The sequence below is a fragment of the Microbispora sp. H10949 genome (assembly GCF_014161435.1).
Lineage (GTDB): Bacteria > Actinomycetota > Actinomycetes > Streptosporangiales > Streptosporangiaceae > Microbispora > Microbispora triticiradicis.
Map to the genome: position 1 here is coordinate 492058 of NZ_JABBWZ010000005.1, position 24937 is coordinate 516994.

26 protein-coding genes are annotated in these 24937 nt (G+C 74.2%); 18 read left to right on the top strand and 8 right to left on the bottom strand.

Features of this window, described 5'->3' with window-relative positions; translation table 11 throughout:
- Window positions 1-14: 14 nt before the first annotated feature.
- Window positions 15-854, bottom strand: coding sequence for a universal stress protein (locus HHX40_RS15765; RefSeq protein WP_182881153.1), 840 nt, complete (start codon window positions 852-854; stop codon window positions 15-17).
- Window positions 844-2514, bottom strand: a complete 1671-nt coding sequence (locus HHX40_RS15770; RefSeq protein ID WP_310738127.1) for a GAF domain-containing sensor histidine kinase — start codon at window positions 2512-2514, stop codon at window positions 844-846. Before HHX40_RS15770 ends, HHX40_RS15765 begins: the two co-directional genes overlap by 11 nt.
- Before the next feature lie 165 nt (window positions 2515-2679).
- On the opposite strand from HHX40_RS15770, the gene HHX40_RS15775 reads away from it, so the two are divergent.
- The gene (locus HHX40_RS15775) at window positions 2680-3174 is read left to right on the top strand and encodes an OsmC family protein (protein WP_182881154.1); all 495 of its coding nucleotides are present in this window, start codon (window positions 2680-2682) and stop codon (window positions 3172-3174) included.
- Window positions 3175-3459: 285 nt separating this feature from the next.
- Window positions 3460-3879 carry a cellulose binding domain-containing protein gene (locus HHX40_RS15780; protein ID WP_182881155.1) on the top strand — a complete coding sequence of 140 codons (420 nt, stop codon included), beginning with the start codon at window positions 3460-3462 and terminating at the stop codon, window positions 3877-3879.
- Window positions 3880-3904: 25 nt separating this feature from the next.
- Here HHX40_RS15780 and HHX40_RS15785 read toward each other — a convergent pair whose 3' ends face one another.
- Window positions 3905-4693, bottom strand: a complete 789-nt coding sequence (locus HHX40_RS15785; protein ID WP_182881156.1) for an IclR family transcriptional regulator — start codon at window positions 4691-4693, stop codon at window positions 3905-3907.
- 84 nt (window positions 4694-4777) lie between these two features.
- Between HHX40_RS15785 and pobA the strand changes: the two genes are divergently transcribed.
- From pobA to HHX40_RS15855, 14 genes are all read left to right on the top strand, one after another.
- Window positions 4778-5965: a 4-hydroxybenzoate 3-monooxygenase gene (gene pobA / locus HHX40_RS15790; RefSeq protein ID WP_182881157.1), complete on the top strand. Its 1188-nt coding sequence runs from the start codon at window positions 4778-4780 to the stop codon at window positions 5963-5965.
- Between the two features lie 8 nt (window positions 5966-5973).
- Window positions 5974-6735: a CoA transferase subunit A gene (locus HHX40_RS15795; RefSeq protein ID WP_182881304.1), complete on the top strand. Its 762-nt coding sequence runs from the start codon at window positions 5974-5976 to the stop codon at window positions 6733-6735.
- A 21-nt stretch (window positions 6736-6756) separates the two neighbouring features.
- A complete protein-coding gene (locus HHX40_RS15800) occupies window positions 6757-7359 on the top strand; it encodes a 3-oxoacid CoA-transferase subunit B (protein WP_220499213.1) in 603 nt (200 codons plus the stop codon).
- Complete coding sequence (locus HHX40_RS15805) at window positions 7356-8531, top strand: thiolase family protein (protein ID WP_117408186.1); 1176 nt, start codon at window positions 7356-7358, stop codon at window positions 8529-8531. The genes HHX40_RS15800 and HHX40_RS15805 overlap by 4 nt, the downstream gene beginning before the upstream one ends.
- Entirely contained in the window at window positions 8528-9208 is a 681-nt protein-coding gene (pcaH, locus tag HHX40_RS15810) for a protocatechuate 3,4-dioxygenase subunit beta (RefSeq protein ID WP_182881159.1), read from the top strand. The genes HHX40_RS15805 and pcaH overlap by 4 nt, the downstream gene beginning before the upstream one ends.
- The gene (gene pcaG, locus HHX40_RS15815; protein WP_182881160.1) at window positions 9205-9750 is read left to right on the top strand and encodes a protocatechuate 3,4-dioxygenase subunit alpha; all 546 of its coding nucleotides are present in this window, start codon (window positions 9205-9207) and stop codon (window positions 9748-9750) included. Before pcaH ends, pcaG begins: the two co-directional genes overlap by 4 nt.
- Before the next feature lie 121 nt (window positions 9751-9871).
- Window positions 9872-11023, top strand: a complete 1152-nt coding sequence (pcaB, locus tag HHX40_RS15820; RefSeq protein WP_310738128.1) for a 3-carboxy-cis,cis-muconate cycloisomerase — start codon at window positions 9872-9874, stop codon at window positions 11021-11023.
- Window positions 11020-11778: a 3-oxoadipate enol-lactonase gene (gene pcaD / locus HHX40_RS15825; RefSeq protein ID WP_182881161.1), complete on the top strand. Its 759-nt coding sequence runs from the start codon at window positions 11020-11022 to the stop codon at window positions 11776-11778. The genes pcaB and pcaD overlap by 4 nt, the downstream gene beginning before the upstream one ends.
- Complete coding sequence (gene pcaC / locus HHX40_RS15830) at window positions 11775-12155, top strand: 4-carboxymuconolactone decarboxylase (RefSeq protein ID WP_182881162.1); 381 nt, start codon at window positions 11775-11777, stop codon at window positions 12153-12155. Before pcaD ends, pcaC begins: the two co-directional genes overlap by 4 nt.
- Entirely contained in the window at window positions 12152-13192 is a 1041-nt protein-coding gene (locus HHX40_RS15835) for a carbohydrate kinase family protein (RefSeq protein ID WP_182881163.1), read from the top strand. The genes pcaC and HHX40_RS15835 overlap by 4 nt, the downstream gene beginning before the upstream one ends.
- Window positions 13189-14520 carry an MBL fold metallo-hydrolase gene (locus HHX40_RS15840; protein WP_182881164.1) on the top strand — a complete coding sequence of 444 codons (1332 nt, stop codon included), beginning with the start codon at window positions 13189-13191 and terminating at the stop codon, window positions 14518-14520. The genes HHX40_RS15835 and HHX40_RS15840 overlap by 4 nt, the downstream gene beginning before the upstream one ends.
- Window positions 14521-14629: 109 nt before the next feature.
- Window positions 14630-15724: a sensor histidine kinase gene (locus HHX40_RS15845; protein WP_220499131.1), complete on the top strand. Its 1095-nt coding sequence runs from the start codon at window positions 14630-14632 to the stop codon at window positions 15722-15724.
- A 32-nt stretch (window positions 15725-15756) separates the two neighbouring features.
- Window positions 15757-16362 (top strand): response regulator transcription factor, encoded by a 606-nt coding sequence (locus HHX40_RS15850; protein ID WP_310738139.1) that lies wholly within the window; start codon window positions 15757-15759, stop codon window positions 16360-16362.
- 117 nt (window positions 16363-16479) lie between these two features.
- Window positions 16480-17748 (top strand): cytochrome P450 family protein, encoded by a 1269-nt coding sequence (locus HHX40_RS15855; protein WP_182881166.1) that lies wholly within the window; start codon window positions 16480-16482, stop codon window positions 17746-17748.
- A gap of 16 nt (window positions 17749-17764) precedes the next feature.
- On the opposite strand, the gene HHX40_RS15860 is transcribed toward HHX40_RS15855, so the two are convergent.
- From HHX40_RS15860 to HHX40_RS15875, 4 genes are all read right to left on the bottom strand, one after another.
- Window positions 17765-19345, bottom strand: coding sequence for a peptide chain release factor 3 (locus tag HHX40_RS15860; protein ID WP_182881167.1), 1581 nt, complete (start codon window positions 19343-19345; stop codon window positions 17765-17767).
- Between the two features lie 125 nt (window positions 19346-19470).
- Window positions 19471-20778 carry a condensation domain-containing protein gene (locus HHX40_RS15865; RefSeq protein ID WP_182881168.1) on the bottom strand — a complete coding sequence of 436 codons (1308 nt, stop codon included), beginning with the start codon at window positions 20776-20778 and terminating at the stop codon, window positions 19471-19473.
- Window positions 20779-20872: 94 nt separating this feature from the next.
- Entirely contained in the window at window positions 20873-22042 is a 1170-nt protein-coding gene (hsaA, locus tag HHX40_RS15870) for a 3-hydroxy-9,10-secoandrosta-1,3,5(10)-triene-9,17-dione monooxygenase oxygenase subunit (protein WP_111702099.1), read from the bottom strand.
- A gap of 21 nt (window positions 22043-22063) precedes the next feature.
- A complete protein-coding gene (locus HHX40_RS15875; RefSeq protein WP_182873583.1) occupies window positions 22064-22804 on the bottom strand; it encodes a TetR/AcrR family transcriptional regulator C-terminal domain-containing protein in 741 nt (246 codons plus the stop codon).
- 112 nt (window positions 22805-22916) lie between these two features.
- Here HHX40_RS15875 and HHX40_RS15880 point away from each other — a divergent pair, with 112 nt between their 5' ends.
- Window positions 22917-23507, top strand: a complete 591-nt coding sequence (locus HHX40_RS15880) for an NADPH-dependent FMN reductase (RefSeq protein WP_182881169.1) — start codon at window positions 22917-22919, stop codon at window positions 23505-23507.
- A gap of 56 nt (window positions 23508-23563) precedes the next feature.
- Here the strand turns inward: HHX40_RS15880 and HHX40_RS15885 are convergent, their stop codons facing one another.
- Window positions 23564-24181, bottom strand: coding sequence for a TetR/AcrR family transcriptional regulator (locus HHX40_RS15885; protein WP_182881307.1), 618 nt, complete (start codon window positions 24179-24181; stop codon window positions 23564-23566).
- Window positions 24182-24258: 77 nt separating this feature from the next.
- On the opposite strand from HHX40_RS15885, the gene HHX40_RS15890 reads away from it, so the two are divergent.
- The gene (locus HHX40_RS15890) at window positions 24259-24825 is read left to right on the top strand and encodes a dihydrofolate reductase family protein (protein ID WP_182881170.1); all 567 of its coding nucleotides are present in this window, start codon (window positions 24259-24261) and stop codon (window positions 24823-24825) included.
- Window positions 24826-24937 lie beyond the last annotated feature (112 nt).

The window sequence follows — 24937 nt, forward strand, 5'->3', positions numbered from 1 at the left end:
CGGCGGCCCAGCGGTCAGAGAGCGTGCCGGACGACGGCCACCGGGCAGCGCGCGTGTTCGAGCACGGCGCGGCTGACCGAGCCGAGCATGGCCGCGGTGAGGGCGTTCCTGCCGTGGGAGCCGACGACGAGCAGGGCGGCCCGGGCCGAGGCGTCGACGAGCGCGGAGACCGGATGGGCGCGGACCATGTCGAGTTCGGTCTCGACGTCCGCGTACCTGTCCCGCCAGACGGTCAGCAGGCGCCGCGCCCGGTCCTCCCGGATCCGCCCGATCTCGCCGGTGTCCACGGCGATCCTGGGCCCGGAGGAGATCGGCGGTTCCCAGGCGCAGACGACCCTGAGCCGGTGCCCGCGCAGCCGGGCCTCGTCGAACGCGTACGCGAGCGCGGGCGTCGCCGCGTGCGTGCCGTCGAATCCGGCCACGATCTCCGCGCCGGCGCCGGGAGACGCCGGGCGTACGACGACGACCGGCACGTCCACGTGACCGGCGAGCCGCGCGCCGACCGGCCCGTGGCCGCCCAGCACCAGCTCGGCCGCGCGGCCGGCCTGCTCGCGCAGCACGCGGCCGGGCCGCCCGTCGGCCAGTTCCGTGCTCACCTCCAGGCCGGGCCACCGGTCCCGGGCGACCTTCTCGGCGTGGTCGAGAAGCTGCCGGCCGGACGGGATCATCCGGTCGTAGCAGTCGGGGATCGGATAGCGGGGGGCGTCGTACGGCAGGCGGTCGGCGGCGTGGACCACCCGCAGGGGCAGTCCCTTCCGGTGGGCCTCGTCGGCCGCCCATTCCACGGCCTGGATGGCCACGGTCGTGCCGTCGGTGCCCGCCACGATCGGGCGGTCGGCGAAACTAGTCCTCATCGCAAGCCTCTCCAGGTGGCGGCAGCGGGACGCTCCAGCGCAGGCAGGTGCCCCCGTCCGGGCGTGGCCCGGCCGTGCAGCTCCCTCCCAGGGCCTCGGCCCGTTCCCGCAGGTTGAGCAGGCCGCTGCGGCGGCCCTGTGCCGGGATGCCGATCCCGTCGTCCTCCACGGTCAGCGTCAGCCGGCTTCCCTCCACGCACACGCTCACCGTGGTGCGGGTGGCGCGGGCGTGCCGTACGACGTTCGACAGGCCCTCGCGCACCACCGCCAGCAGATGCTCGCCGATGCCGCCGGGGACGCGGGTGTCGAGCCCGCCGTCCAGCCGCAGGGCAGGCAGGAAGCCGAGTTGCGCCCGCGCGCTCTCGACCAGCGCGACGAGCCGGGCGCGCAGCCCGGGAGCGCCGGCGGGGGTCTGCAGCGCGAAGATCGTGGAGCGGATCTCCCGGATCGTGCCGTCGAGCTCGTCGATCGCGTACCGCAGGCGGGCGGACGCCTCCGGGCGCTCGACCAGCCGAGCGGCGGCCGTCAGGGTCATCGCGATCGCGAACAGCCGCTGGATGACCACGTCGTGCAGGTCCCTGGCGATGCGGTCGCGGTCTTCGAGCAGGCCGAGCCGCTCGGCGTCCTTGCGCGCCTCGGCCAGTTCCAGCGCGACGGCCGCGTGCCCGGCGAACGCGTGCAGCATGCACACCTCCGACCGGCTGAACGGAATGCGGCCGGGCCGCCTGCCGAGCCACAGCACCCCGCGTACGGCCCCCGGAGTCCCCAGCGGGACGGCGCACACCGGTCCCTCGTCCTCGTCTGCGGCGTCGGCGGCCATGCGGGGTTCCGCCAGGGTGAAGGCCTGCCCGGCGAGCGTGCCGTCGACGGGGATCGGGCGCGCCCCCGCGCAGGGCTCGGGGAGGGCGCCGTCGGCGATCGCGACCCGGAGGGTGCGCCCGCCGGGGTTCGGCAGCAGGATCGCCATGGTGTCGGCGCCGGCCATCCGCCGGGCGCGGCGGGCGATCAGCGTGAGCACGCGGGGCGTCTCGGCGCCGGACAGCAGGCTGGTCGTGATCTCGCCCGACGCCTGCAGCCAGATCTCCCTGCGGCGGGTCTCCTCGTAGAGGCGGGCGTTCTCGATGGCCACTCCGGCGGCTCCCGCGAGGGCGACGACGATCGCCTCGTCGTCCTCGTCGAACTCCCCTCCCCCGCGTTTCTCGGTGAGGTAGAGGTTGCCGAACACCTCGCCCCGCACCCGTACGGGAACGCCGAGGAAGCCGCGCATGGGGGGATGGCCGGGCGGGAGGCCGTACGACTCGGGGTGCCGGGAGATGTCGGGCAGCCGCAGCGTCCGGGGCTCCTTGATCAGCAGGCCGAGGAGGCCCAGCCCGTGGGGCCAGTGCCCGATGCGGGCGATCTCCTCCTCGCTCATCCCGACGGGCACGAACCGGGCCAGGGTGTTGTCCTCCCCGATCAGGCCGAGCGCGCCGTACCTGGCGTCGACCAGGGTGGTGGCGGTCTCGACGATGCGCCGCAGGACGGTTTCGAGATCGAGGTCGCCGCCCACCGAGACGACCGCCTCCAGCAGTGCCTGCACCCGGTCACGCGTCACCAGGACCGCCTGCAGCCGCGCGTGCAGCTCGGTCAGTAGCTCGTCCAGGCGCGTGCGCGGAATCACCGCGCTCACCCTCGTCCTCGCCGCGGCATGTGGGCCACATCTGAAAGTGTCGCAAATAAGGACAGTCCGGACACCGGCTCTTTGCCAGGTCACGACGGGCTTCTTACCAGTGCGAGCCCTCGGCGGGCCCGACCGCCCGGAGATACTCGAACTGGGGGGTGGACCATGCCGGCTGAACAGCGTGACGGGGTCATCCAGGTCGCCTGGCACGGAGCCGGCCGTTTCGACGTCCACGTCCGCCGGCACGCCGTGCGGTCCGACCAGCCAAGGGACGTCGGCGGGAGCGACACCGGCCCCACGCCGGCCGAGCTGTTCGTGGGCGGGCTGGCCGCGGGCGTCGCGCACTGCGCCGAACGCTTCCTGCGCCAGCGGCAGCTCGCCGCCGGGGTCGGCGTCACCGCGCGGTACGGCCTGGGCGTCTGTCCCGGGCGGATCGACCGCGTCGAGCTGTCGGTGGACGCCCCCGGCCTCCCGGAGGGCCTGCGCGCCTCTCTCCTGTCGGTCCTGGAGCACTGCGCGCTCTGCACCACGCTGCGGGTGCCGCCGCGGATCACCTTCGACGTGCGCGAGGCCGTTCCCGGGTCAGCCGTTCCCGCAGCTCACGAGCCGTACGGTGAACCGCGGGCAGGACGGGCGGGGTCATCGGCGCCCCCGGTGTGAAGTCACCGCTCGATGCCGACGACGACCAGCTCGCCCGGCAGGCGGCCGAGGGCCCGGCCGAGGCCGACGGCGTCCATGGCGGCCCCCCTCGCCGCTGCCTGTGATGCCCCTCGCACTCACCGTACGCCTGCCATACCGGCGGATGAAACGTTCACCCGCGTACCGGCGCTACCGCGCGTACGGAGCCCGAGGCCATGACATTCCCCGCCGGCCGTGATCACAATCCGGAGGAACGTTCGTCGAATCGGCCGCGGGGACACCCCCTGGCCGGCGAAAGGAGAGGGAATGGCACGGCGGTATCGTGAAACCGGTTTCACCCGGCGGGGCGCCTGGATCGCCGCGGCGACGCTGGCCGCGGCCGCGGTGGTCGCCGCCCCCGCCCCGGCGAGCGCGGCCTCGGCGTCCTGCTCGGTCAGCTTCCCGACCGTCCACAGCTTTCCCTCGGGTTTCGTGGCGGACGGCAGAGTGGTGAACACCGGGACGACCACCCTGAACGGCTGGCGGATCTCCTGGACCTTCACCGGCGACGAGAAGCTCTTCTCCCTGCTGACCACGAGGTGGACCCAGACCGGGCGGAGCGTCACCGCGACGAACGTGTCCTGGAACGGCACCATCGCGCCCGGGGGGAGTTTCGCCGTCACCGCCAACGGCTCCTCGACCGGCGGCACGTTCGGGATGACCGGTCTGACCTGTACGCCGCTGTGACACCCGGGGTCCCGCGCCCCGGCCGTCAGGACCGCGCGACGGCGGCCCGGTAGTCGGCGGCGATGCGGGCCGCGACGGTCAGCAGCGGTTCGACCAGGCGGGGCAGCTCACGCACCCGCCGTGAGGACACCACGATGCCGACGGCCGCAACGGGCCGGTAGGCCTGCCCGTCGGCGGGCGGGCCTCCGGCCAGCACCGGCGCGGCGGCCGAGCACGAGCCGAGCGTCATCTCCTCGTGGGTCGTGGCGTACCCCTGGGCGCGCACCTGGGCGAGCTCGCGGGCCAGCCGTCCCGGCTCGGTGATCGTGTGCGGCGTCGGCCGCTCCAGCGGCCGGGACAGATAGGACGTGACGAACCATCCCGGCTCGTAGGCCAGCAGGGCCTTGCCGACGCCGGTCGGGTGCATCGGCAGGCGGGAACCGGTCCGCGACAGGATCGGCACGGCCCGCTTGCCGTACACCTTGTCGACGTAGAGGACCTCCAGCCCGTCCCGCACGGCCAGGTGGACGTTCTCACCGGTGCCGCCGAACAGCTCCTGCAGCCAGGGATGGGCCACCTCCTGCAGCGGGTCGGGGGCGAGCTGCCCCAGCTCCCACAGGCGGCGGCCGATCTGGAAACGCCCGTCGGCGCCGCGGCGCAGGGCCCGCCACTCCTCCAGCTCCCCCGCCAGCCGGTGGACGGTGCTGAGCGCCAGGCCGGTGCGGTCGGCGATCTCCGTCAGCGTGAGCCGTGCGTGCCGGGCGTCGAAGGCGCCGAGGATCGCCAGCGCCCGGGACGTCACGGAACGCCCGGGGTCACGTGCGCCGCCGGCCATGTGACCCCCTCTTCCACTGAGCGGACTTCCACTGGGCGGAAGCAAAGCCTACGTGACACGGCGGGCGCCGCCGATGCTTGGGCCATGCGAACTCAGGTCGGGATCATCGGGGCGGGGCCGGCCGGCCTGCTGCTCTCCCATCTGCTCCATCTGCGGGGGATCGAATCGGTCGTGCTGGAACGCCGGAGCAGGGAGTACGTCGAACGGCGGGTGCGGGCCGGGGTGCTCGAACAGGGCACGGTGGACACGCTCGTCGAGGCGGGGGTGGGCGAGCGGCTGAAGCGGGAGGGTCTCCCCCACCACGGCATCGAGCTGCGGTACGGCGGAGCGGGCCACCGGATCGCCTTCGAGCGGCTGGTGCCCGGCCGGTGCATCACCGTGTACGGCCAGCAGGAGGTCGTCAAGGACCTCGTCGCGGCGCGGCTCGCGGCCGGGGGCGACGTCCGCTTCGAGGTGGACGACGTGCGGGTGCACGACGCGGCGACCGACCGGCCGTACCTGACCTTCACCGGCTCCGACGGCGCGGCACACCGGCTGGACTGCGACGTGATCGCGGGCTGCGACGGCTTCCACGGCGTGTCCCGGGACTCGATCCCGGACGGCGTGCTGACCGAGTATCGGCGGGACTACCCCTTCGCGTGGCTCGGGATCCTCGCCCGGGTGAAGCCGTCGTCGGAGGAGCTGATCTACGCGCGGACCGAGCGCGGCTTCGCCCTGCACAGCATGCGCTCCCCGGAGATCAGCCGCTTCTACCTCCAGGTGGCCCCGGACGAGAACGTCGCCGCGTGGCCCGACGAGCGGATCTGGGCCGAGCTGCGGACCCGGCTGGAGACCGTGCCCGGCTTCGCCCTGGCGACCGGCGAGATCGTCGAGAAGAGCGTCACGCCGATGCGGAGCTTCGTGGCCGAGCCCATGCAGTACGGCAGGCTGTTCCTGGCCGGGGACGCGGCCCACATCGTGCCGCCGACCGGCGCGAAGGGGCTCAACCTGGCGGTGGCCGACGTGCGGGTGCTGACCGAGGCGCTGGCCCGGTTCTTCGCCGGCGGCTCCACCGAGGCGCTGGACGGCTACTCGCGGGCCTGCCTGCCCCGGGTGTGGCGGGCGCAGCACTTCTCGTGGTGGATGACGACGCTGCTGCACACCTTCGACTCCGACGACGCCTACGCCCGGCAACTGCAGGGCTCCCATCTCGACTACGTCACCTCCTCGGACGCGGCGGGTACGACGCTCGCGGAGAACTACGTGGGCCTGCCGTACGAGGAGAGCCTGTGAACAGCCCTATGGACAAGGTGGTGGCGAGCGCCACGGAGGCGGTGGCCGACGTCGGCGAGGGCGCGTCGCTGGCCGTGGGCGGCTTCGGGCTGTCCGGTGTGCCGTCGGTGCTGATCCGCGCGCTGCTTGAGCGCGGCGTCGGCGGGTTGCACGTGGTGTCGAACAACTGCGGCACCAACGGCCGGGGCCTCGGCGAGCTGCTGGCCGCCGGCCGGATCGCCCGGGTCACCGGCTCGTACGTCGGGGAGAACAAGGAGTTCGCCCGGCAGTACCTGGCGGGCGAGGTCGAGGTGGAGCTGATCCCGCAGGGCACGCTGGCCGAGCGGCTGCGGGCGGGCGGCTGCGGCATCCCGGCCTTCTACACCCCTGCGGGGGTGGGGACGATGGTCGCCGACGGCGGGCTGCCCTGGCGTCACCACCCCGACGGCAGCGTGGCCGTGGCGTCGCCGCCGAAGGAGGTGCGCGAGTTCGACGGCGTGCCGTACGTGCTGGAACGCGGCATCGTGACCGACTTCGCGCTGGTCAGGGCGGCGAAGGGGGACGCGTACGGCAACCTCGTCTTCGCGAAGGCGGCGCGCAACTTCAACCCGCTCGCGGCGATGGCCGGGCGGGTGACGATCGCGGAGGTCGAGGAGCTGTGCGACCTCGACCCCGACGAGGTGCACCTGCCGGGGGTGTTCGTGCGGCGGGTGGTGCCGCTCACCCCTGAGCAGGCCGCCGGCAAGGGCGTCGAGAAGCGCACCGTGACACCTGCGGTGAAGGAGGCTTAGGTGGCCTGGAGCCGTGACGAGATGGCCGCAAGGGCGGCCCGTGAGCTGCCCGACGGCGGCTACGTCAACCTGGGGATCGGGCTGCCGACGCTGATCCCCGGTCATCTGGACGGCCGGCGCGTGGTGATCCACTCGGAGAACGGCGTGCTCGGCGTCGGCCCCTATCCCACCGAGGACGAGGTCGACCCCGATCTGATCAACGCGGGCAAGGAGACGATCACCGTGCTGCCCGGGGCCGCGTTCTTCGACTCGTCGCTGTCGTTCGGCATGATCCGCGGCGGGCACATCGACGTCGCCGTGCTCGGCGCGATGCAGGTGTCGGCTCGCGGCGATCTCGCCAACTGGGCCGTCCCCGGCAAGATGATCAAGGGGATGGGGGGTGCGATGGACCTGGTGCACGGCGCGAGGCGGCTGGTCGTGCTGATGGAGCACACCGCGAAGGACGGCACGCCGAAGATCGTGCCGGAGTGCACGCTGCCGCTGACCGGCCGGGCGTGCGTCCACAGGATCATCACCGACCTCGCCGTGGTCGACGTGACCCCGGAGGGCCTGCGGCTGGTGGAGACCGCGCCCGGTGTCACCTCCGGCGAGGTGCGGGCGAAGACGGGAGCCGAGATCGCATGAAGGACGTGTTCATCGCCGACGCCGTGCGGACCCCGATCGGGAGGTACGGCGGCGCGCTCGCCGGGATCCGCCCCGACGACCTGGCGGCCGGGGTGATCGGGGCGTTGCTGGACCGGGCCCCCGGCCTCGACCCGGAGCGGATCGACGACGTGGTCCTCGGCGCCGCGAACGGCGCCGGAGAGGACAACCGCAACGTGGGCCGGATGGCCGCCCTGCTGGCCGGGCTGCCGGTCACGGTGCCCGGCTCGACCGTCAACCGCCTGTGCGCCTCCGGCCTGGAGGCGGTGATCCAGGCCGCCAGGGCCGTGGCCTGCGGTGACGCCTCCGTGGTGGTGGCGGGCGGGGTCGAGTCGATGAGCCGCGCCCCCTGGGTGCTGCCCAAGCCCGAGCGCGGCTTCCCCCGGGGCCACGAGCAGCTCTACTCCACGACCCTCGGCTGGCGGATGGTCAACCCGGAGATGCCGGAGCGGTGGACGGTCTCCCTCGGCGAGGCGACCGAGACGCTCGCCCGCAGGCGCGGCGTGAGCCGCGAGGAGCAGGACGCCTTCGCCGAGCGCAGCCACCGCCGGGCCGCCGCCGCCTGGCGGGACGGCCTGTTCGACGCGGAGATCGTCCCGCGGGAGGGGCTGTCCCGCGACGAGACGATCAGGGACGACACGTCCGCCGAGGCGCTGGCCCGGCTGAAGCCCGCCTTCGCCGCCGACGGCACGATCACGGCGGGCAACTCCTCGCCGCTCAACGACGGCGCCGCCGCGCTGCTGGTCACCGACGCCGACGGCCTCGCCGCGCACGGCCTGCGCCCGCTCGCCCGGGTGGTGTCCACCGGGGTCGCGGGCGTGGACCCGGCCGACTTCGGCATCGGGCCCGTCCCCGCGGTCGCCCGGGCACTGGGCCGGGCCGGGCTCGGCCTCGCCGACCTGGCGTCCGTCGAGCTCAACGAGGCGTTCGCCGCGCAGGTGCTCGCCTGCCTCGGCGAGTGGAAGGAGCTCGACCCCGAGGTGGTCAACCCGCAGGGCGGTGCGATCGCGATCGGGCACCCGCTCGGCTGCTCCGGCGCGCGCCTCGCGGGCACTCTCGCCCACCGCCTCTCCCGCACCGGCGGGTACGGCGTGGCGACCCTGTGCGTCGGCGTCGGCCAAGGACTGGCCCTGACCCTCGAAGGACTCCGATGACCCAGCCGCCCTACCTGTATCCCGGCTACGCGAGCACGGTCCTGCGCGCGCCGTCCCGGACGCCGCTGCCGATGAAGGAGGACCCGGAGGCGGCCGAGCTGACCGGCCCGGTCTTCGGCCACGGGGACGTCGGCCCGCTCGACGCCGACCTGACCGCCGGGCACGCGGGCGAACCGATCGGCGAGCGGATCATCGTCACCGGCCGGATCCTCGACTCCTCCGGCCGGCCGGTGCCCCGGACGCTGGTGGAGATCTGGCAGGCGAACGCGGCCGGCCGGTACGCCCACCCGGTCGACCGGCACCCGGCGCCGCTCGACCCCAACTTCACCGGGGCGGGCCGGTGCCTGACCGACGACGAGGGCCGCTACCGGTTCGTCACGATCAAGCCGGGGGCCTATCCCTGGCGCAACCACCCGAACGCCTGGCGGCCGGCCCACATCCACTTCTCGGTCTTCGGCACCGCGTTCACCCAGCGCCTGGTGACGCAGATGTACTTCCCGGGCGACCCGTTGTTCGCGTTCGACCCGATCTTCCAGTCCGTCCCGGACCCGGCCGCCCGCGAGCGGCTCGTCTCCGCCTTCGACCTCGACGTCACCGAGCCGGAGTGGGCGCTCGGCTACCGCTGGGACGTCGTGCTGGGCCACACCCCGATCGAGGCAGCACAGGAGGACGCGTGACCACTCCCTCGCAGACCGTAGGGCCCTTCTTCGGGTTCGCCCTGCCGTACGAGGGCGGCTGGGAACTCGTGCCCAAGGGGCATCCGGGCGCGGTCACGATCACCGGCCGGGTGCTGGACGGCGCGGGCGAGCCGGTGCCCGACGCGCTGCTGGAGCTGTGGACCGGCGAGCCCGAGGGGGTCGGGCAGCGGGGGCCCGCCGGCACGGGGTCCGGCAGCGCAGCCGCCGCAGGCAGCGCAGGATTCGGCAGAGGCGGGTTCGGCAGAGGCGGGTTCGGCCGGTGCGCCACCGAGCCCGACGGCTCCTACCGGTTCCGGACCGCGCCGCCCGTCCGGCCGTACCTCCCCCTGCTGGTCTTCGCCCGGGGGCTGCTGAAGCCGGTGCGGACCCGCGTCTACCTCGCCGACGTGCCCGACCCCCTGCTCGGCTCGCTGGACCCGGACCGCCGCGCGACGTTGCTCGCCCGCGCGGACGGGAAGGACGCCTACCGGTTCGACGTACGGCTGCAGGGTGAGCGGGAGACGGTCTTCCTTGATTTCTGACGCACGCTCAGATGCAGGTTCCGATTCAGGGCCCGATGCGGAGTCCGATGCAGGGTCCGGCGCGGAGTCCGGCGCGGGCCCTGACCACGGCCTGCTGACGCCCGTCTGGGCGGGCACGGACGTGGCGGCGGTCACGGGCGACGGCGCCTGGTTGCGGGCGATGCTGGAGGCGGAGGTCTGCCTCGCGCGGGCGCAGGCCCGCCTCGGCGTCGTCCCCGAGCGGGCCGCCGCCGCGATCGCCGAGGCGGCCCGCCCGGAGCGGTTCGACGTGGCCGGTCTCGCCCGGCGGGCCAGGGACGCCGGCAACCCCGTCGTGCCGCTGGTCGAGGACCTGCGCGCCGCCGCCGGGGACGCGAAGAGATGGGTCCATCACGGCGCGACCAGCCAGGACGTGCTCGACACGGCGGCGATGCTGGTGTCGGCGCGGGCCCGCGCGGTGATCCTGCCGCACCTGGACCGGGTGCTCGCCGCGCTCGCCCGGCTGGCCGCCGAGCACCGCGGCACCCCGATGGCCGGACGCACGCTCATGCAGCGGGCGGTGCCCACCACGTTCGGGCTGAAGGCGGCCGGATGGCTGCTCGGCTGCCGGGACGCCCGCGACCGCCTCGCGGCGGTGCGGCTGCCGGTCCAGCTCGGCGGCGCGGCCGGGACGATGGCCGGGTACGGCGAGCGGGCCCTGGAGCTCCTGCCGCTCTTCGCCGCCGAGACCGGGCTGACCGAGCCGGTGCTGCCCTGGCACACCTCCCGCACCCCGGTCACGGACCTCGCCGCCGCGCTCGCCGCCGTCACGGGCGCGCTCGGCAAGCTCGCCGTCGACGTGATCCTGCTGGCGCAGAGCGAGGTGGGCGAGGTCGCCGAGCCCGCCGCGCCCGGCCGGGGCGGCTCGTCGGCGATGGCGCACAAGCGCAACCCGGTGCTCGCCACGATGATCCGGTCGGCGGCGCTGCAGGCGCCCGCCCTGACGCAGATCCTGCTGGCGTCACGGGTGGCCGAGCACGAGCGGCCCGCCGGAGGCTGGCACGCCGAATGGCAGCCGCTGCGCGAGTGCCTGCGCCTGGCCGGCGGCGCGGCGGAGACGGCCGCGGAGCTGACCGGGGGCCTGGAGGTGTTCCCCGGCCGGATGCGGCAGAATCTCGATGAGCTGCTCGCCGTGCTGCGCGAGCACGGGGAGGACACCGGGGCCGGGCCGGCGCCCGCCCTGGTGGACCGCGCCCTGGAGTTCCATGCCCGGGAGTCCCGTTCCCAGGAGCACCACGCGAGAGAAGACGGATGATCCCGCACCACCGATTCGACGGCCCGCCGGACGCTCCGGTCGTCGTGCTCGGCCCGTCGCTGGGCACGACGCTCGACCTGTGGGAGCCCCAGCTCGCCGCGCTCACCCGCACCTGGCGGGTCCTCCGTTACGATCTGCCCGGCCACGGCGGCTCGCCCGCCGCGTCCGGCTTCACCGTCGACGACCTCGCGACTGGGGTGCTGGCGCTGCTCGACGGCCACGGTCCCGGCCGCTTCTCGTACGCCGGGGTGTCGCTGGGCGGGGCCGTCGGGACCACCCTCGCGCTGCGCGCGCCGGACCGGGTCGCGAGCCTGGTGCTGTGCTGCACCTCCGCCCGGTTCGGCACTCCGGAGAGCTGGCGCGAACGCGCCGCGCTGGTGCGGGCGGAGGGCACCGGGCCCCTGGTGGAGACGACCCGGTCGCGGTGGTTCACGGCGGGCTTCCCCGGCGCCGGGCGCTACCTCGACATGCTGCGCGGCGCCGATCCCGAGGGGTACGCCGGCTGCTGCGACGCCCTGGCAGGCTTCGACGTCCGCGACCGGCTCGGGGAGGTCCGCGCGCCCACGCTGGTGGTCGCCGGGGCCGAGGACCCCGCGACCCCGCCCGCGCACGCCGAGGTCCTGGCCGGGGGCATCCCGGACGCCACGCTGCTGGTGGTGCCGGATGCGGCCCACCTGGCCAGCGCCGAACGGCCGGACGTCGTCACCGAGGCGATCGTCCGGCACCTGACCACCACCTCCCGGAGGACGGCATGAGCGACGACGACGGCATGCGGGTGCGGCGGGAGGTGCTGGGCGACGCGCACGTGGACCGGGCGCAGGCGGCGACCACCGAGTTCACCGCCGACTTCCAGGACCTCATCACCCGGTACGCCTGGGGCGAGATCTGGACCCGGCCGGGACTGGACCGCAGGACCCGCAGTTGCGTCACGCTCACCGCCCTCGTGGCTCGGGGACAGCTCGACGAACTGGCCATGCACGTGCGGGCCGCGCGGCGCAACGGGCTCACCACCGACGAGATCAAGGAGGTCCTGCTGCAGACCGCGATCTACTGCGGGGTGCCCGCCGCCAACGCCGCCTTCGCCGTCGCCCAGCGCGTGCTGGCGGAGGGCCCGGGAGAGGACGCCGCATGACGTTCCTCGTGACGGGCGAGAGCCTCGTCGACCTGATCGGCGCGCCGGGGTCGTGGACCTTCACCGCCGTGCCCGGAGGCAGCCCGCTCAACGTGGCGGTGGCGCTGGCCGCGCTGGGCCGGCCGGTGCGGTTCGCCGGGGAGACCGGCGACGACTTCTTCGGCGGCCTGCTCCGCGACCACCTGACCCGCCACGGGATCGGCACCGGCGACCTCGCCCCGGCGGCGTCCACCGGCCTGGCCTTCGCCCGGGTGGGCGCGGACGGCTCGGCGTCGTACGACTTCCGCTTCGAGTGGCGGCTCTCCGCCCCGGTCGCGCTCGACGGGGTGACCTGCCTGCACACCGGATCCCTGGCCACCCTCGTGGCCCCGGGCGGCGACCACGTCAGGGCCCTGATGCGGGCCGCGAAGGCGGCGGGCGTCACGGTCTCCTACGACCCGAACATCCGGCCCTCGCTGGCCGGCGACCATTCCGCCGCCGTGGCCCTGGTCGAGGAGTGCGTACGGCTGTCGCGCCTGGTCAAGGTGAGCGCCGAGGACCTGGACTGGCTCTACCCCGGCGAGCCCGGGCTCGACGTGGCGCGGCGCTGGGCCGGGCTCGGCCCGGAGCTGGTGGTGGTCACCCGGGGCGGCGACGGCGCGACAGCGGTGCTGCGTGACTGGCTCTCAGATGACGGGATTTCGGGTGACGGGGTTCCGGGCGACGGAGTGATCACCTGCCCGGCCCCGGCCGTCGAGGTCGTGGACACGGTCGGCGCCGGCGACACCTTCACCGCCGCCTACCTCGACGCGCTGCACGACGACGCCCTGCCCGACGACGCCCTGCACGGCGGGCCCCTGCCCGACGACGCCCTGCACGGCGGGCCCCTGCCCGACGGCGCCCTCACTCCCGCGCGGGTGGCCGAGGCGCTGCGGCGCGGCTGCGCCGCAGCCGCGATCGTGTGCACCCGCGCCGGCGCGGTCCCCCCCACCCGGGCGGAGGTGAATTCGTTCTCCCTGGGTACGGGTCTGTCCCGAGCCGAGGAGGGACATACATGATCGAGATCATCGCCGTCGGCACCCCCTCCCTGGGCGACCGCAGCTACCTCGTCACCGACGGGGAGGTCGCCTTCGTCGTGGACCCGCAGCGGGACGTCGACCGGATGCTCCGCCTCGCCGAGCGGCGCGGCGTCGACATCCGCGGCGTCTTCGAGACCCACGTGCACAACGACTACGTCACCGGCGGGCCCGCCCTGGCCGCGGCCACCGGCGCGGACTACCACGTCAACGCGGCCGACCCGGTGGCGTTCCGCCACTGCCCGATCCAGGACGGCGACGTGATAGAGGCCGGGGACGTGTGCCTGCGCGTGCTGGCGACCCCCGGCCACACGTTCACCCACCTGTCGTACGCGCTGGAGGTCCCGGGCCGGACGCCCGCGGTCTTCACGGGAGGCTCGCTGCTCTACGGCTCGACCGGGCGGCCCGACCTGCTCGGCCCCGAGTACACGGACACGCTGGTGCGCGCCCAGTACGCGTCGGCGCACCGCCTGGCCCGCGAACTGCCCCCGGAGACGGAGGTCTACCCCACGCACGGCTTCGGGAGCTTCTGCTCGTCCGCCCAGTCGGAGGAGGTCACCGAGTCGACGATCGGCCGGGAGTCGAAGACCAACCCGGCCCTGACGCGGGGCGAGGAGGAGTACGCGGAGGCGCTGCTCGCCGGGCTGGACGCCTACCCGGCGTACTACGCGCACATGGCGGCGCTCAACCTGGCCGGGCCGGACGCGCCCGACCTGTCCCCGCCGCACCGGGCCGGCGCCGCCGAGCTGCGCCGCCGCCTGCGGGACGGCGAGTGGGTGGTCGACCTGCGGTCCCGCACGGCGTTCGCGGCGGGCCACCTGCCGGGGACGCTCAACTTCGGGCTCGACGGCGGCTTCGCCGTCCACCTGGGCTGGCTCATCCCCTGGGGCACCCCGGTGACGCTGCTCGGCGCGACGCCGGAGGACGTGGCGGAGGCACAGCGCGAACTGGCGCGGATCGGCGTCGACCGCCCGGCCGCGGCCGCCACCGGAGGCCCGGCCGACTGGGCCGGTGACGGCGAGAAGCCCGCGTCCCTGCCGCTCGCGACCTTCGCCGACCTGTCCGCCGTACGCCGCCCGGTCGTGGTCCTGGACGTGCGCCGCCACGCGGAGTGGCGCGAGTCGCACCTGCCCGGCGCGGTCAACATCCCGCTGCACGAGCTGCCCGCGCGGCTGGACGAGGTGCCGCCCGGCGAGGTGTGGACGCACTGCGCGACCGGCTACCGGGCGGCCGTCGCCGCCTCCCTGCTCGCCGCCGCCGGGCGCGACGTCGTCGCCGTCGACGACACCTACCCTCCCGGCACGGGGTGATCCGCACCGGATGATCTGGGCCGCGTGATCCGGGCCAGGTGATTCGTACTGCCGGAGAGCGGACGTTCCACCCTGCGCATCCCGGCCGCCGGGGACCATAATGGCCGCCATGGCGGGAATATGGGCACTGGGGTTCACCGCCCTCCTGCTGCTCGCGCCGGCGTCGGCGGTACACAGCGGTTCCGAATGGGCCATCCTGGCCGTCGCGGGGGTGTCGTTCGCGGGCGCGGTGCTCACCTCCCGCCGTCCACCGCCGTCCGCGCGGTTCCTGCCGGCGGTGCTGGCCGGGCTGCTCGCGGCGGCGGCCGTCACGGCGAACGCCGCGTACGAGGCGACGGAGTGGCGGACGCTGTTCTCCCTGCTCGCGGTGGCCGTGGGAGTCGTCGCCCCCCTCCGCGTGGCACCCTGGCTCGTCGCCGCCACGGCCCTGCTGTCCGCCACCGTGGTGCTGGCCCGGGGCGGCTCCTTCGACGCCGCCCTCTGGGGCACCGCGCTGACCACCACGCTCGCGGGGATCACGGCGTACGGCTTCCGCCGGATGGGCCAGATCATCGAGGAGCTCGCCCGCACCCGCGAGCAGCTGGCCGCCGCCGCCGTCTCGGCCGAGCGGCTGCGTTTCTCCCGCGACCTGCACGACCTGCTCGGGCATACGCTCTCGATGGTGGTCGTGAAGGCCGAGGCCGTGCGCCGGCTGGCCCCGCGCGACGTCGCGGCCGCCGTGCGGCACGCCGAGGACATCGAGGCGATCGGGCGGCAGGCGCTGACCGAGGTGCGCGAGGCGGTCACGGGCTACCGGGACGCGAGCCTCGCGTACGAGCTGGACACCGCCCGGGCGGCGCTCGCCGCGGCCGGCATCGACTGCGAGGTGCGGGAGTCGGGGCCCGCGCTGCCCCGGGAGGCCGACGTGTTGCTGAGCTGGGTCGTCCGGGAGGGGGTCACGAACGTCGTGCGGCACTCCGGGGCGCGGCGTTGCGTCATCACGCTCCGCCGCGACCGCGACCCCGTGCTGGTCGAGGTCAGCGACGACGGCACCGGCGGCGCCGACGGCACAGGCGCGGAGGTCGCGGAGGAGAACGGCAGCGGCCTGCGCGGGCTGCGCGAGCGCCTGGCCGCCGCGGGCGGGCGGCTGCGGGCCACCCGGCTGCCCCGGGGGTTCGTCCTCGCCGCCGAGATCCCGCGCCTCGGCGGGGACGAGGGCCCGTGACGCAACCCGTGATCCCGCCCATGGCCCCGCCCGTGACGCGCGTGCTGATCGCGGAGGACCAGGCGATGATGCGCGACGCGCTCGCCGTCCTGCTCGACCTGGAGGACGACTTCGAGGTGGTCGCGCAGGTCGCGAGCGGGGACGAGATCCTGCCCGCGGCGCTGCGGACGGAGCCCGGCGTGGCCCTGCTCGACATCGAGATGCCGGGCGGCGGCGGGCTCGACGCGACCGCCGGGCTGCGGGCGGCGCTGCCCTCGTGCGCCGTGGTCATCGTGACCACGTTCGGCCGGCCCGGCTACCTGCGCCGCGCTCTGGACGCGGGCGCCCGCGGGTTCGTGGTGAAGGACCGGCCCGTCGGCGAGCTGGCCCAGGCGATCAGGCGGGTGCTGGCGGGCGAGGTCGTGGTCGACCCCGCCCTCGCCGCCGCCGCCCTCAGCGCGGGGCCGAGCCCGCTGACGCCGCGCGAGCGGGAGGTGCTCGTCGCGGCGGCCGACGGCTCGACGGCCGCGGACATCTCCCGCCGCCTCCATCTGTCGGAGAGCACCGTACGCAACCACCTGTCGTCGTGCATCGCCAAGACCGGCACCCGCAACCGCATGGAGGCCGTCCGGGCCGCCCGCCACAGCGGCTGGCTCTGACCGGTCCGATCCGGGCCGGGAAGCCGGTTGCCGGGGGGTGTGCCGCGGCGTAGCGTTGACGTCCGCCGCACGTGAAAGACGCACCTGACGCGACGTACCTGGCACGTGGAGGTTGGCATGAGCACTCCCGGCACGACGTCCGGCACAACCGTCGTCGACCTGTTCGACCCGCAGCTGGCGAGCGACCCGTTCGGGGGTTACTCGCGGCTGCGGGAGCAGGCCCCGATGATGCGCGGTTCCTTCCCCGGCCTGAGCTCCCCGATCTGGATCGTCATGCGGTACGAGGACGTGAAGACGGTGCTGAGCGACCGCCGGTTCGTCAACAACCCGGCCAACGTGCCGGGCTCGGACGTGCAGAACATCCGCGAGAACCTCATCGAGGCCCGCGGCATCCCCCGCGAGTACGCGCCGTACCTGCTCGACTCCGTCCTCGACGCCGATGGCGACGACCACCTGAGACTGCGCAGGCTGGTCTCCCGCGCCTTCACCGCGCGCCGCGTGGCGGAGCTGCGCCCCCGGGTGGAGGCGATCACCGAGGACCTGCTCGACCGGCTGCCCGGGCACGCCGAGGACGGTGTCGTCGACCTGATCGAGCACTTCGCCTATCCTCTGCCGATCACCGTCATCTGCGAGCTGGTCGGCATCCCGGAGGAGGACCGCCCGCAGTGGCGGGAGTGGGGCAAGGGCCTCTTCTCATTCGAACCGGGAGCGGTGAGCGAGCCGCTGCGGGCCATGGTCGACTACATCCACGAACTCGTCGGCCGCCGTCGCGCGGAGCCCACCGGCGACCTGCTCACCGGCCTGATCCGGGCCCACGACGAGGACGGCGACCGGCTGTCGGACACCGAACTGGTCACGATGATCCTCACGCTCGTCCTCGCCGGGCACGAGACCACCGCCCATCTGATCGGCAACGGGACCGCCGCCCTGCTGACCCACCCCGGCCAGCCCGCCGCGCTGCGGGCCGACCCCGGGCTGCTGCCGCGCGCCGTGCACGAGCTCATGCGCTGGTGCGGGCCCGTGCAGGGCACCCGGATCAGGTACGCCGCCGAGGACGTGCCGATCGGCGACCTGACCGTGCGGCGGGGCGAGCCGGTGATGGCCGTCCTGGTGTCGGCCAACTACGACCCCCGCCGCTTCGACGACCCCGACCGGCTCGACGTCACGCGGGAGTCCGACGGCCACAAGGAGGTCCACGTCGGCTTCGGCCACGGCCTGCACTACTGCCTGGGCGCCGCGCTGGCCCGGCAGGAGGGCGAGGTGGCCTTCGGCGCCCTCCTGCGCCGCCACCCCCGCCTCGCGCTCGCGGTCGCGCCGGAGGACCTCGGCCGCCAGTTCCTGCCGTTCTCCTGGCGCCTCACCCGCCTTCCCGTACGCCTGGGGTAGGGCGCAGGCGGCGGGATCAGCCCTGGCCGGCGATGAGCGGCTCCAGGGTCAGGCCCTCGTGCTCGCGCTGGATCGACCGCATGCGCCACTGGTCGGTGAACACCGCGAGCAGGGCCTGGTCCCGGCCGCGCATGAGCACCTCCGCGCCGCGCTGGCGGCGCAGCACCTCGGCCGACTCGGCGTCGGTGCGGCGGGCCAGGGTGTACTCCAGCCGGTCCAGCACGATCTCCGCGCCGAACTCGGCGGCCAGGCGGTGCTGCACGACCTCGAACTGCATGGGCCCGACCGCGGCCAGCACGGGCGCCTGGTCGCCCCGCAGGTCGGAGCGCAGCACCTGGATGACGCCCTCGCCGTCGAGCTGGTCGATGCCGCGGCGGAACTGCTTGGCCTTGGCGGTGCTCCGGGAGCGGGCCACGGCGAAGTGCTCGGGGGCGAAGCTCGGGATCGGCGGGAACTCCACTGCCGTGCCCTCGTACAGGGTGTCGCCGGGGCGCAGGGCGGTCGCGTTCACCAGCCCGACGACGTCCCCCGGGTAGGCCTCGTCGATGGTGGCGCGCTCCTGGCCGAACACCGACTGGGCGTACTTGGTGGCGAACGGCCGTCCGGTCGCGGCGTGGGTGAGCACCATGCCGCGCTCGAAGCGGCCGGAGCAGACCCGGACGAACGCGATGCGGTCGCGGTGGGCGGGGTCCATGTTGGCCTGCACCTTGAACACCAGGCCGGCGAACGGCGCGTCCAGCGGCCGGGCCGCGCCCTCGACGTCCGTACGCGGCGCGGGCGCGGGGGCGAGGTCGACCAGCACGTCGAGCAGCCGGGCCACGCCGAAGTTGGACAGCGCCGCGCCGAACAGCACCGGCGTCGCCTCGTGCGCCTCGAACGCCTTCTGGTCGTGCTCGGCGCCGATGGCGGCGAGCAGGTCGCTCTCCTCCCGCGCCCGGGTCCAGTCGGCCCCGAGATCGGCCTCCGCCTCCCCCGGCGTCAGCGTGGTCTCCAGCGCCTTGGTGGCGCCGCCCGGGGTGCGGGTGTAGCGGACGGCGCGGCCGTCGAGCCGGTCGACCACCCCGTGGAAGTTCCCGGCGGCGCCGATGGGCCAGGTCACGGGGGTGGGCCGCAGGCCGGTCCGCTCCTCGATCTCGTCGAGGAGTTCCAGCGGCTCGCGGCCCGGCCGGTCCCACTTGTTGACGAACGTGATGACCGGGATGCGGCGGTGGCGGCAGACCTCGAACAGCTTCATGGTCTGCGGCTCCATGCCCTTGGCCGCGTCGAGGAGCATGACCGCGCAGTCGACCGCGGCCAGCACGCGGTAGGTGTCCTCGGAGAAGTCGGCGTGGCCGGGGGTGTCGACCAGGTTGAACACGTGGCCGCGGTACTCGAAGCGGAGCGCCGCCGAGGTGATCGAGATGCCGCGGGCGCGCTCCATCTCCATCCAGTCCGACGTCACGCCCCGCCGTCCGGCCTTGCCGTGCACGGCCCCGGCCTGGGTGATCGCCGAGGCGTGCAGGGCGAGCGCCTCGGTCATCGTGGACTTTCCGGCGTCCGGGTGGCTGATCACCGCGAACGTCCGGCGCCGCGCCGCCTCACCCGTCACGGCGCTCATCGCCGCGTCCCCGGCGTACGGACGCGGGTCGTCGTGGTGTGATCGTGCGATCGAGGCATCCGGGCTCCCAACTGCGGTGAACACCGTAGGTTACCGCGTCCGCGGGCACCCTCCACGCCATGGCGTCACGGGACGGGTTCCCGGTGGGCGGCGGAGACGACGAAGGACTCCAGCCGGTGCAGCAGGGCCTCGATCTCACCTTCGGACAGGCGGGTGGTGTCGGCGTTCACCTCCACGCCGAGCGTGCCGTTGCGGCGCATCAGGGCCAGGCAGAAGTCGCAGCTGCGCTTATCGGTGCCGGGGAGCCACTCCAGCTCGGACTCCTCGTCCGCGCGGGCGGCGGCGCCCGGGTCCTCGCCCGGGCGCAGGTCGTTGAAGCAGCACGACGGGAACACGGAGACGCCGCGGTCGGCGCTCAGCCGGTCGATCATCGCCTGCATGGCCGGCTTGTCGAATCGGGCGCGCCGGTAGGACGCGAGAACCGCCGGGTACGCGGTCGCGACCGTCTCGGCGAGGCCCCCGCTCGGGCCCAGGGTGAACAGTCCGAGCTGATTGAGGCTGGTGACCAGATCCCGGGTCCGGTCGTCGAAACGGTTGTGCACGATCGGGGTGATCGCGGCGACCTCGTGCCCGGTCAGCTCGCGCAGCAGCATGGCGACCGCCACCAGCAGGACGGTGGCGGTGCTCACCCCGGCCCGGGCGGCGAGCACGTACGCGGCGTGGTTGAGCCGGGGCGACGTCAGCACGGCCCGCGCGTACCTCGGCGTCGAGGCCGGCCGGACCGATTCCGGGAACATGGCGGACGGCACGGTCCGGAGCAGCGCCTCCCACTGGGCGATCGCGCGGTCCGAACGCGCCGGTGCCGCCCGCTCCTCCCGCACCAGGTCGAGCAGCTGCGACGACGGCGGTCGCGTGATCGCGCCGCGGAGCAGCAGCGTCCGCAGGTCGTTCACCACGACGCCGGCCGCGTGCCAGTCGGCGACGGCATGGCTCATCACGAGGGTCACGTGGGTGACGGCACCGTCGCGGACCACGAATCCGGCGCGCAGCGGCTGCTCGCCGTCGCCGAAGGACCGCGCGGCCAGGCGGGCGGCGAGTGCCGCCGCGACGTCGCCCGCCTCGTCGCGGGCCGCCTCGGCCATCTCGACCGGCAGCGTCCCCGCCGCCGCCACCTCCTGGTACGGTCCGTCCGCGCCGAGCCGCACCAGGGACCGCAGGGCGTCGTGCCGTCCCGTCACCTCGGCCAGAGCGGCGGCCACGACCTCGGGTGAGCGCGGGCCGCCCGCGCGCGGGACGGCGAGAATCTTGGGCACGTTGAAGTAGTGGGCGCTGTCCGGCCCGACCTGCTGGAGGGCTCCCCAGATATCCCGCTGCCCCCAGGCGAGCTCCGCTGTACCGGAACGGCTGGAGGCGAAGCCCACCTGAAGCCGCATGGCTCTCCTTCGACGCGGGTGTCCGTGGGGACGCTGCCATGAAGGCTAGGATGCGCCTCCGAGCGGGTCAAGATCCTCCCGGGCCGCCCGCCGGTCAGATGAGGTTGTCCTCCACGGGCAGGCCGAACTCGCCCCTGCCGTACATCGCGAGGGCGCGCTCGACGTCGTTGGCCACGTGGACGCCGCCGGCGTGGGCGTCGCGCCAGGCCCGCTCGATGGGGTTGCCGCGGCGGAGGGAGTTGCCCCCCGCCGTCTTGAACAGGACGTCGATGGCCTCCAGCGCCCGCTCGGTGGCGCGGACCTGGTCCCGGCGCACCCGCAGCCGCAGCTCGGCCGGGATCGCCTCGCCCCGCACCGCGTGCTCGTAGGCCTCCCGCACGTTGCGGTCGGTCTGCAGGACCGCAGCGTCGATCTCCGAGGCCGCCCGGGCGACCGCGACCTGCGCGAACTGGTCGTCGGCGAACCGGCCGCCGCCGCCCAGGCTCAGCCGTACGCGGTCGCGCATGGCCGACACGTACGACCGGTAGCAGCCGGAGGCCATCCCGATGATCGGCGCGGTGATCGTGGTGGTGAACACGGCGCCGAACGGGAGCCGGTACAGCGGGCCGGTGTTCACCTGCTGGCCCGGCCCGCGCAGCCGGGTCAGGTCCTGGTTGCGCACCACCCGGTGCGCGGGGACGAAGGCGTCGTCCACGACGATGTCGTCGCTGGCCGTGCCGCGCAGCCCGATGACGTCCCAGACGTCCTCGATCGCGTAGTCGGAGCGGGGCACCAGCACCGTCACCACGTCCGCCGGCCGGCCCGCCGCGCCCAGGACGAGGCCGCCGAGCAGCGCCCACGACGCGTGCCCGCAGCCCGAGGAGAAGCGCCACCGGCCGGACAGGCGGTATCCCCCCTCGGCCGGGACGAGCCGCCCGACCGGCGCGTACGACGAGCAGGCGAGCACGCCGGGGTCGCTCCCCCAGACCTCGTCCTGGGCGGCCTCCTCGAACAGGGCGAGCTGCCAGGGGTGCACGCCGAGGACGGACACGAGCCAGCCGGTCGACCCGCACACCGCCGAGATCTCCCGCACCACCTCGTAGAAGCGCACCGGATCGCTCTCCGCGCCGCCGTACCTCTTGGGCTGCAGCATCCGGAACACCCCGGCCCGGGACAGCTCGCCGATCGACTCCGCGGGGACCCGCCGTTCCTCGTCGACGGCGCGGGCCCGTGCGGCGATCTCCGGCAGTAGCGCGCGAACCTCGTCCAGGACCTCGTTGCTCATGGGGGAATCCTTCTGTCTCGGTCAGATGCCCAGCCGGGCCGCGACGCCGTCGAGCACGCATTCGAGCCCCAGCTCGAACTGCCACTCGCCGTCGTCCTTGCGGACGCCTTCACGGATGTAGCGCTCGAAGGCGGGGTAGCGGCCCGACTCCAGCAGCCACCTCAGGTGCGAGGAGTAGAGGCCGCGCAGCTCGTCCGCCCCCGTGACGCCCTCGCGGCGCATGAGCTCGGCCAGGCCGACGTCGACCGCCACCATCCCGTTGACGTACGCGCTCACCGTGCCGACCACGGCCATGCGGCCGTCGGCGTCCAGGCCGAGGTCCTCCAGCGAGGCGAGCAGCCGGTCGGCCCGCGCGACGAGGTGCGGCGTGAGCTGGCCCGACCTGGCCGTCGTCCGGACCATCCAGGGGTGCCGCAGCACGGCGCGCCGCAGGCCGCGGGCCGCCTCGCGCAGCGTCGTACGCCAGTCGGCCGCGGGCTCCACCAGCGCCTCCTCCGCGATGACGGCGTCGAGCATCAGCTCGATCACGTCGTCCTTGCCGCGCACGTACCGGTAGAGCCCCATGGTCGCCACGCCGAGGCGTTCGGCCAGGTGGCGCATCGAGACGGCGTCGAGCCCCTCGGCGTCCGCGATCTCCACCGCCGCCGCGGCGATCTGGGCGTGGGTCAGCGCCGCGCGGGGCGGCCGGGCGGGGCGTTCCATCCGCTGCCAGATGGACTCGACGGCGTCACCCGCGACCTCGTCCGCGCTCTTCCCGGCCATCGCCACACTCCTCACCGTTGTGCGTGTACATCGTACCCGTGCTTGTACGCCGTACGCACTTGCGCGTACGGTGTACTCGTTGCGTACGACGTACTCACCTCGTGGAGGAACCATGCCCGGCGACGACCGGCTCGGAATCGCGATGATCATCGGCAGCGTCCGGGACGGGCGGGTGGCGCCCCTCGTCGCGAGCTGGTTCGCCGCCCAGGCCGAGCGGCGCGACGACCTCACCCTCGACGTGATCGACCTTGCCGAGACCCGGCTCCCCGACGGGTTGCGCGGGCACTTCGGCGGCGACAGGCCCGAGGAGGTCACGGCGCTGCGGCCCCGCGTGGACGAGGCGGACGCCTTCGTCGTCGTGACCCCCGAGTACAACCGGAGCTTCCCCGCCGCCCTCAAACTGATGATCGACAGCTATCACCGGGAGTGGGCGGCCAAGCCCGTCGGGTTCGTCAGCTACGGCGGCATGTCCAGCGGACTGCGGGCGGTCGAGCAGCTCCGGCTGGTCTTCGCCGAACTGCACGCGGTGACCGTCCGCGACTCCGTCGCGTTCCGGAGCCCCTGGACGCTGTTCGACGACGACGGCAACTGGCCGAAGGACCCCGCGGGCGCGGAGAGCGCGGCCAAGACGATGCTCGACGAGCTCGTCTGGTTCGGCAGGGCGCTGCGGGACGCGCGGGCGGCCCGGCCGTACGGCGCCTGATCCGGCCCTTCCCGTCCGCTCCCGCCCGCGCCTGCATCGCGACGCCGCCGCCCTGATCACGGGACGGCCGGTCCGTCAGCCTCCGTTGGAACCTCGTCCCGCGTCTCCGGGACCAGGCGCTCCACCGCCTGCTCCACGAGCTCACCCAGACGGGCCTCGGGGAACACGTCGGGCAGCGTGAGCCGCTCCAGGATCAGCCAGTTCATGGCCAGGTGGAGCAGCTCCACCGACGTGGCGTCCCCGGGCCGGCCGTCGCCGAGGTGGAGACGGATGTTCGCGTCCACGTCCGCTCTGATCCGCTCGGTGAGCACGGCCCGCAGGGCCGGCCGTCGCGTCGCCTCCAGGCGCAGCTCCAGCAGGGCCAGGAATCCCGTTCGGTAGGTGCTGACCCGCTCGACCACCTCGTGGGTCAGCTCGGCGACCCTCGCCCGGTCCCTGCGTTTCTCCGGGCTGCCGGTCAGGGACCCGGCCTCCGGCTCCAGCCGTTCGTAGACGCGCGCGCCCGCCTGGGTGAGCATCTCGTCCCGGTTGGCGAAGTAGTTGGACGCGGTGCCGCCCGGCACCTGCGCCTGGGCGTCCACCGCGCGGAAGGTCAGGCCCCGCGCGCCGTCCCGCGCCAGCACCTCGATGGCCGCGTCGAGCAGAGCCGCCCGCCGGGCCGGATTCTGTCGCACCACGATTGACACCACTCCACTTGTAGTACTACGGTCAGAACCACTACAGACAGAGTACTTCAAACGGAGCGTTTTGTATGCGAAAGCTTGTCTACTACATCGGCGTCAGCATCGACGGCTACATCGCGGGCCCCGGCGGGGAGTTCGACTTCTATCCGCTGGAGGACACGATGAGCTGGATCATCGAGGAGTATCCGGAGACGGTGCCGAGTCACATGCGCGCGCAACTGAACCTGGAAGCGCCGAACCGGCGTTTCGACACGGTCGTGATGGGCCGCGGCACCTACCAGCCGGGCCTCGACCTCGGCGTCACCAGCCCTTACGCCCACCTGAGGCAGTACGTGGTGTCGGCCTCGACCCCCGAGATCGGCGATCCCCAGGTGGAGCTCGTGCGGAGCGACCCCATCGGTCTCGTGCGGCGCCTCAAGCAGGAGGAGGGCGGGGACATCTGGCTGTGCGGAGGCGGCGCGCTCGCGGGCGCGCTGCTGCCGGAGATCGACGAACTCATCGTCAAGAGCTACCCGGTCGTGGCCGGCGACGGGATCTCGGCGTTCACCGGGGCCTTCCGCCCCACGCCGTTCACCCCGGTCCGGTCCCGGTCCTTCGGCAGCGGAACGACCGTGACCTGGTACGACAGGGCGTAGGCGATCAGTGTGGGGAGGCACCGTCCACCGGGGCGGCGTACGCGAGGGCCCCGGCGACGTTCTCCGGGCGACCCGGCCCGCACGCCCGCACCCCGGCCGCCCGTCCCGGCGA

Coding starts and splice junctions, on each gene's coding strand:
- HHX40_RS15765 (WP_182881153.1), bottom strand. CDS start 854: ATGAGGACTAGTTTCGCCGACCGCCCGATCGTGGCGGGCACCGACGGC.
- HHX40_RS15775 (WP_182881154.1), top strand. CDS start 2,680: ATGCCGGCTGAACAGCGTGACGGGGTCATCCAGGTCGCCTGGCACGGA.
- HHX40_RS15780 (WP_182881155.1), top strand. CDS start 3,460: ATGGCACGGCGGTATCGTGAAACCGGTTTCACCCGGCGGGGCGCCTGG.
- HHX40_RS15785 (WP_182881156.1), bottom strand. CDS start 4,693: ATGGCCGGCGGCGCACGTGACCCCGGGCGTTCCGTGACGTCCCGGGCG.
- pobA (WP_182881157.1), top strand. CDS start 4,778: ATGCGAACTCAGGTCGGGATCATCGGGGCGGGGCCGGCCGGCCTGCTG.
- HHX40_RS15795 (WP_182881304.1), top strand. CDS start 5,974: ATGGACAAGGTGGTGGCGAGCGCCACGGAGGCGGTGGCCGACGTCGGC.
- HHX40_RS15800 (WP_220499213.1), top strand. CDS start 6,757: ATGGCCGCAAGGGCGGCCCGTGAGCTGCCCGACGGCGGCTACGTCAAC.
- HHX40_RS15805 (WP_117408186.1), top strand. CDS start 7,356: ATGAAGGACGTGTTCATCGCCGACGCCGTGCGGACCCCGATCGGGAGG.
- pcaH (WP_182881159.1), top strand. CDS start 8,528: ATGACCCAGCCGCCCTACCTGTATCCCGGCTACGCGAGCACGGTCCTG.
- pcaD (WP_182881161.1), top strand. CDS start 11,020: ATGATCCCGCACCACCGATTCGACGGCCCGCCGGACGCTCCGGTCGTC.
- pcaC (WP_182881162.1), top strand. CDS start 11,775: ATGAGCGACGACGACGGCATGCGGGTGCGGCGGGAGGTGCTGGGCGAC.
- HHX40_RS15835 (WP_182881163.1), top strand. CDS start 12,152: ATGACGTTCCTCGTGACGGGCGAGAGCCTCGTCGACCTGATCGGCGCG.
- HHX40_RS15840 (WP_182881164.1), top strand. CDS start 13,189: ATGATCGAGATCATCGCCGTCGGCACCCCCTCCCTGGGCGACCGCAGC.
- HHX40_RS15845 (WP_220499131.1), top strand. CDS start 14,630: ATGGCGGGAATATGGGCACTGGGGTTCACCGCCCTCCTGCTGCTCGCG.
- HHX40_RS15855 (WP_182881166.1), top strand. CDS start 16,480: ATGAGCACTCCCGGCACGACGTCCGGCACAACCGTCGTCGACCTGTTC.
- HHX40_RS15860 (WP_182881167.1), bottom strand. CDS start 19,345: ATGAGCGCCGTGACGGGTGAGGCGGCGCGGCGCCGGACGTTCGCGGTG.
- HHX40_RS15865 (WP_182881168.1), bottom strand. CDS start 20,778: ATGCGGCTTCAGGTGGGCTTCGCCTCCAGCCGTTCCGGTACAGCGGAG.
- hsaA (WP_111702099.1), bottom strand. CDS start 22,042: ATGAGCAACGAGGTCCTGGACGAGGTTCGCGCGCTACTGCCGGAGATC.
- HHX40_RS15875 (WP_182873583.1), bottom strand. CDS start 22,804: ATGGCCGGGAAGAGCGCGGACGAGGTCGCGGGTGACGCCGTCGAGTCC.
- HHX40_RS15880 (WP_182881169.1), top strand. CDS start 22,917: ATGCCCGGCGACGACCGGCTCGGAATCGCGATGATCATCGGCAGCGTC.
- HHX40_RS15890 (WP_182881170.1), top strand. CDS start 24,259: ATGCGAAAGCTTGTCTACTACATCGGCGTCAGCATCGACGGCTACATC.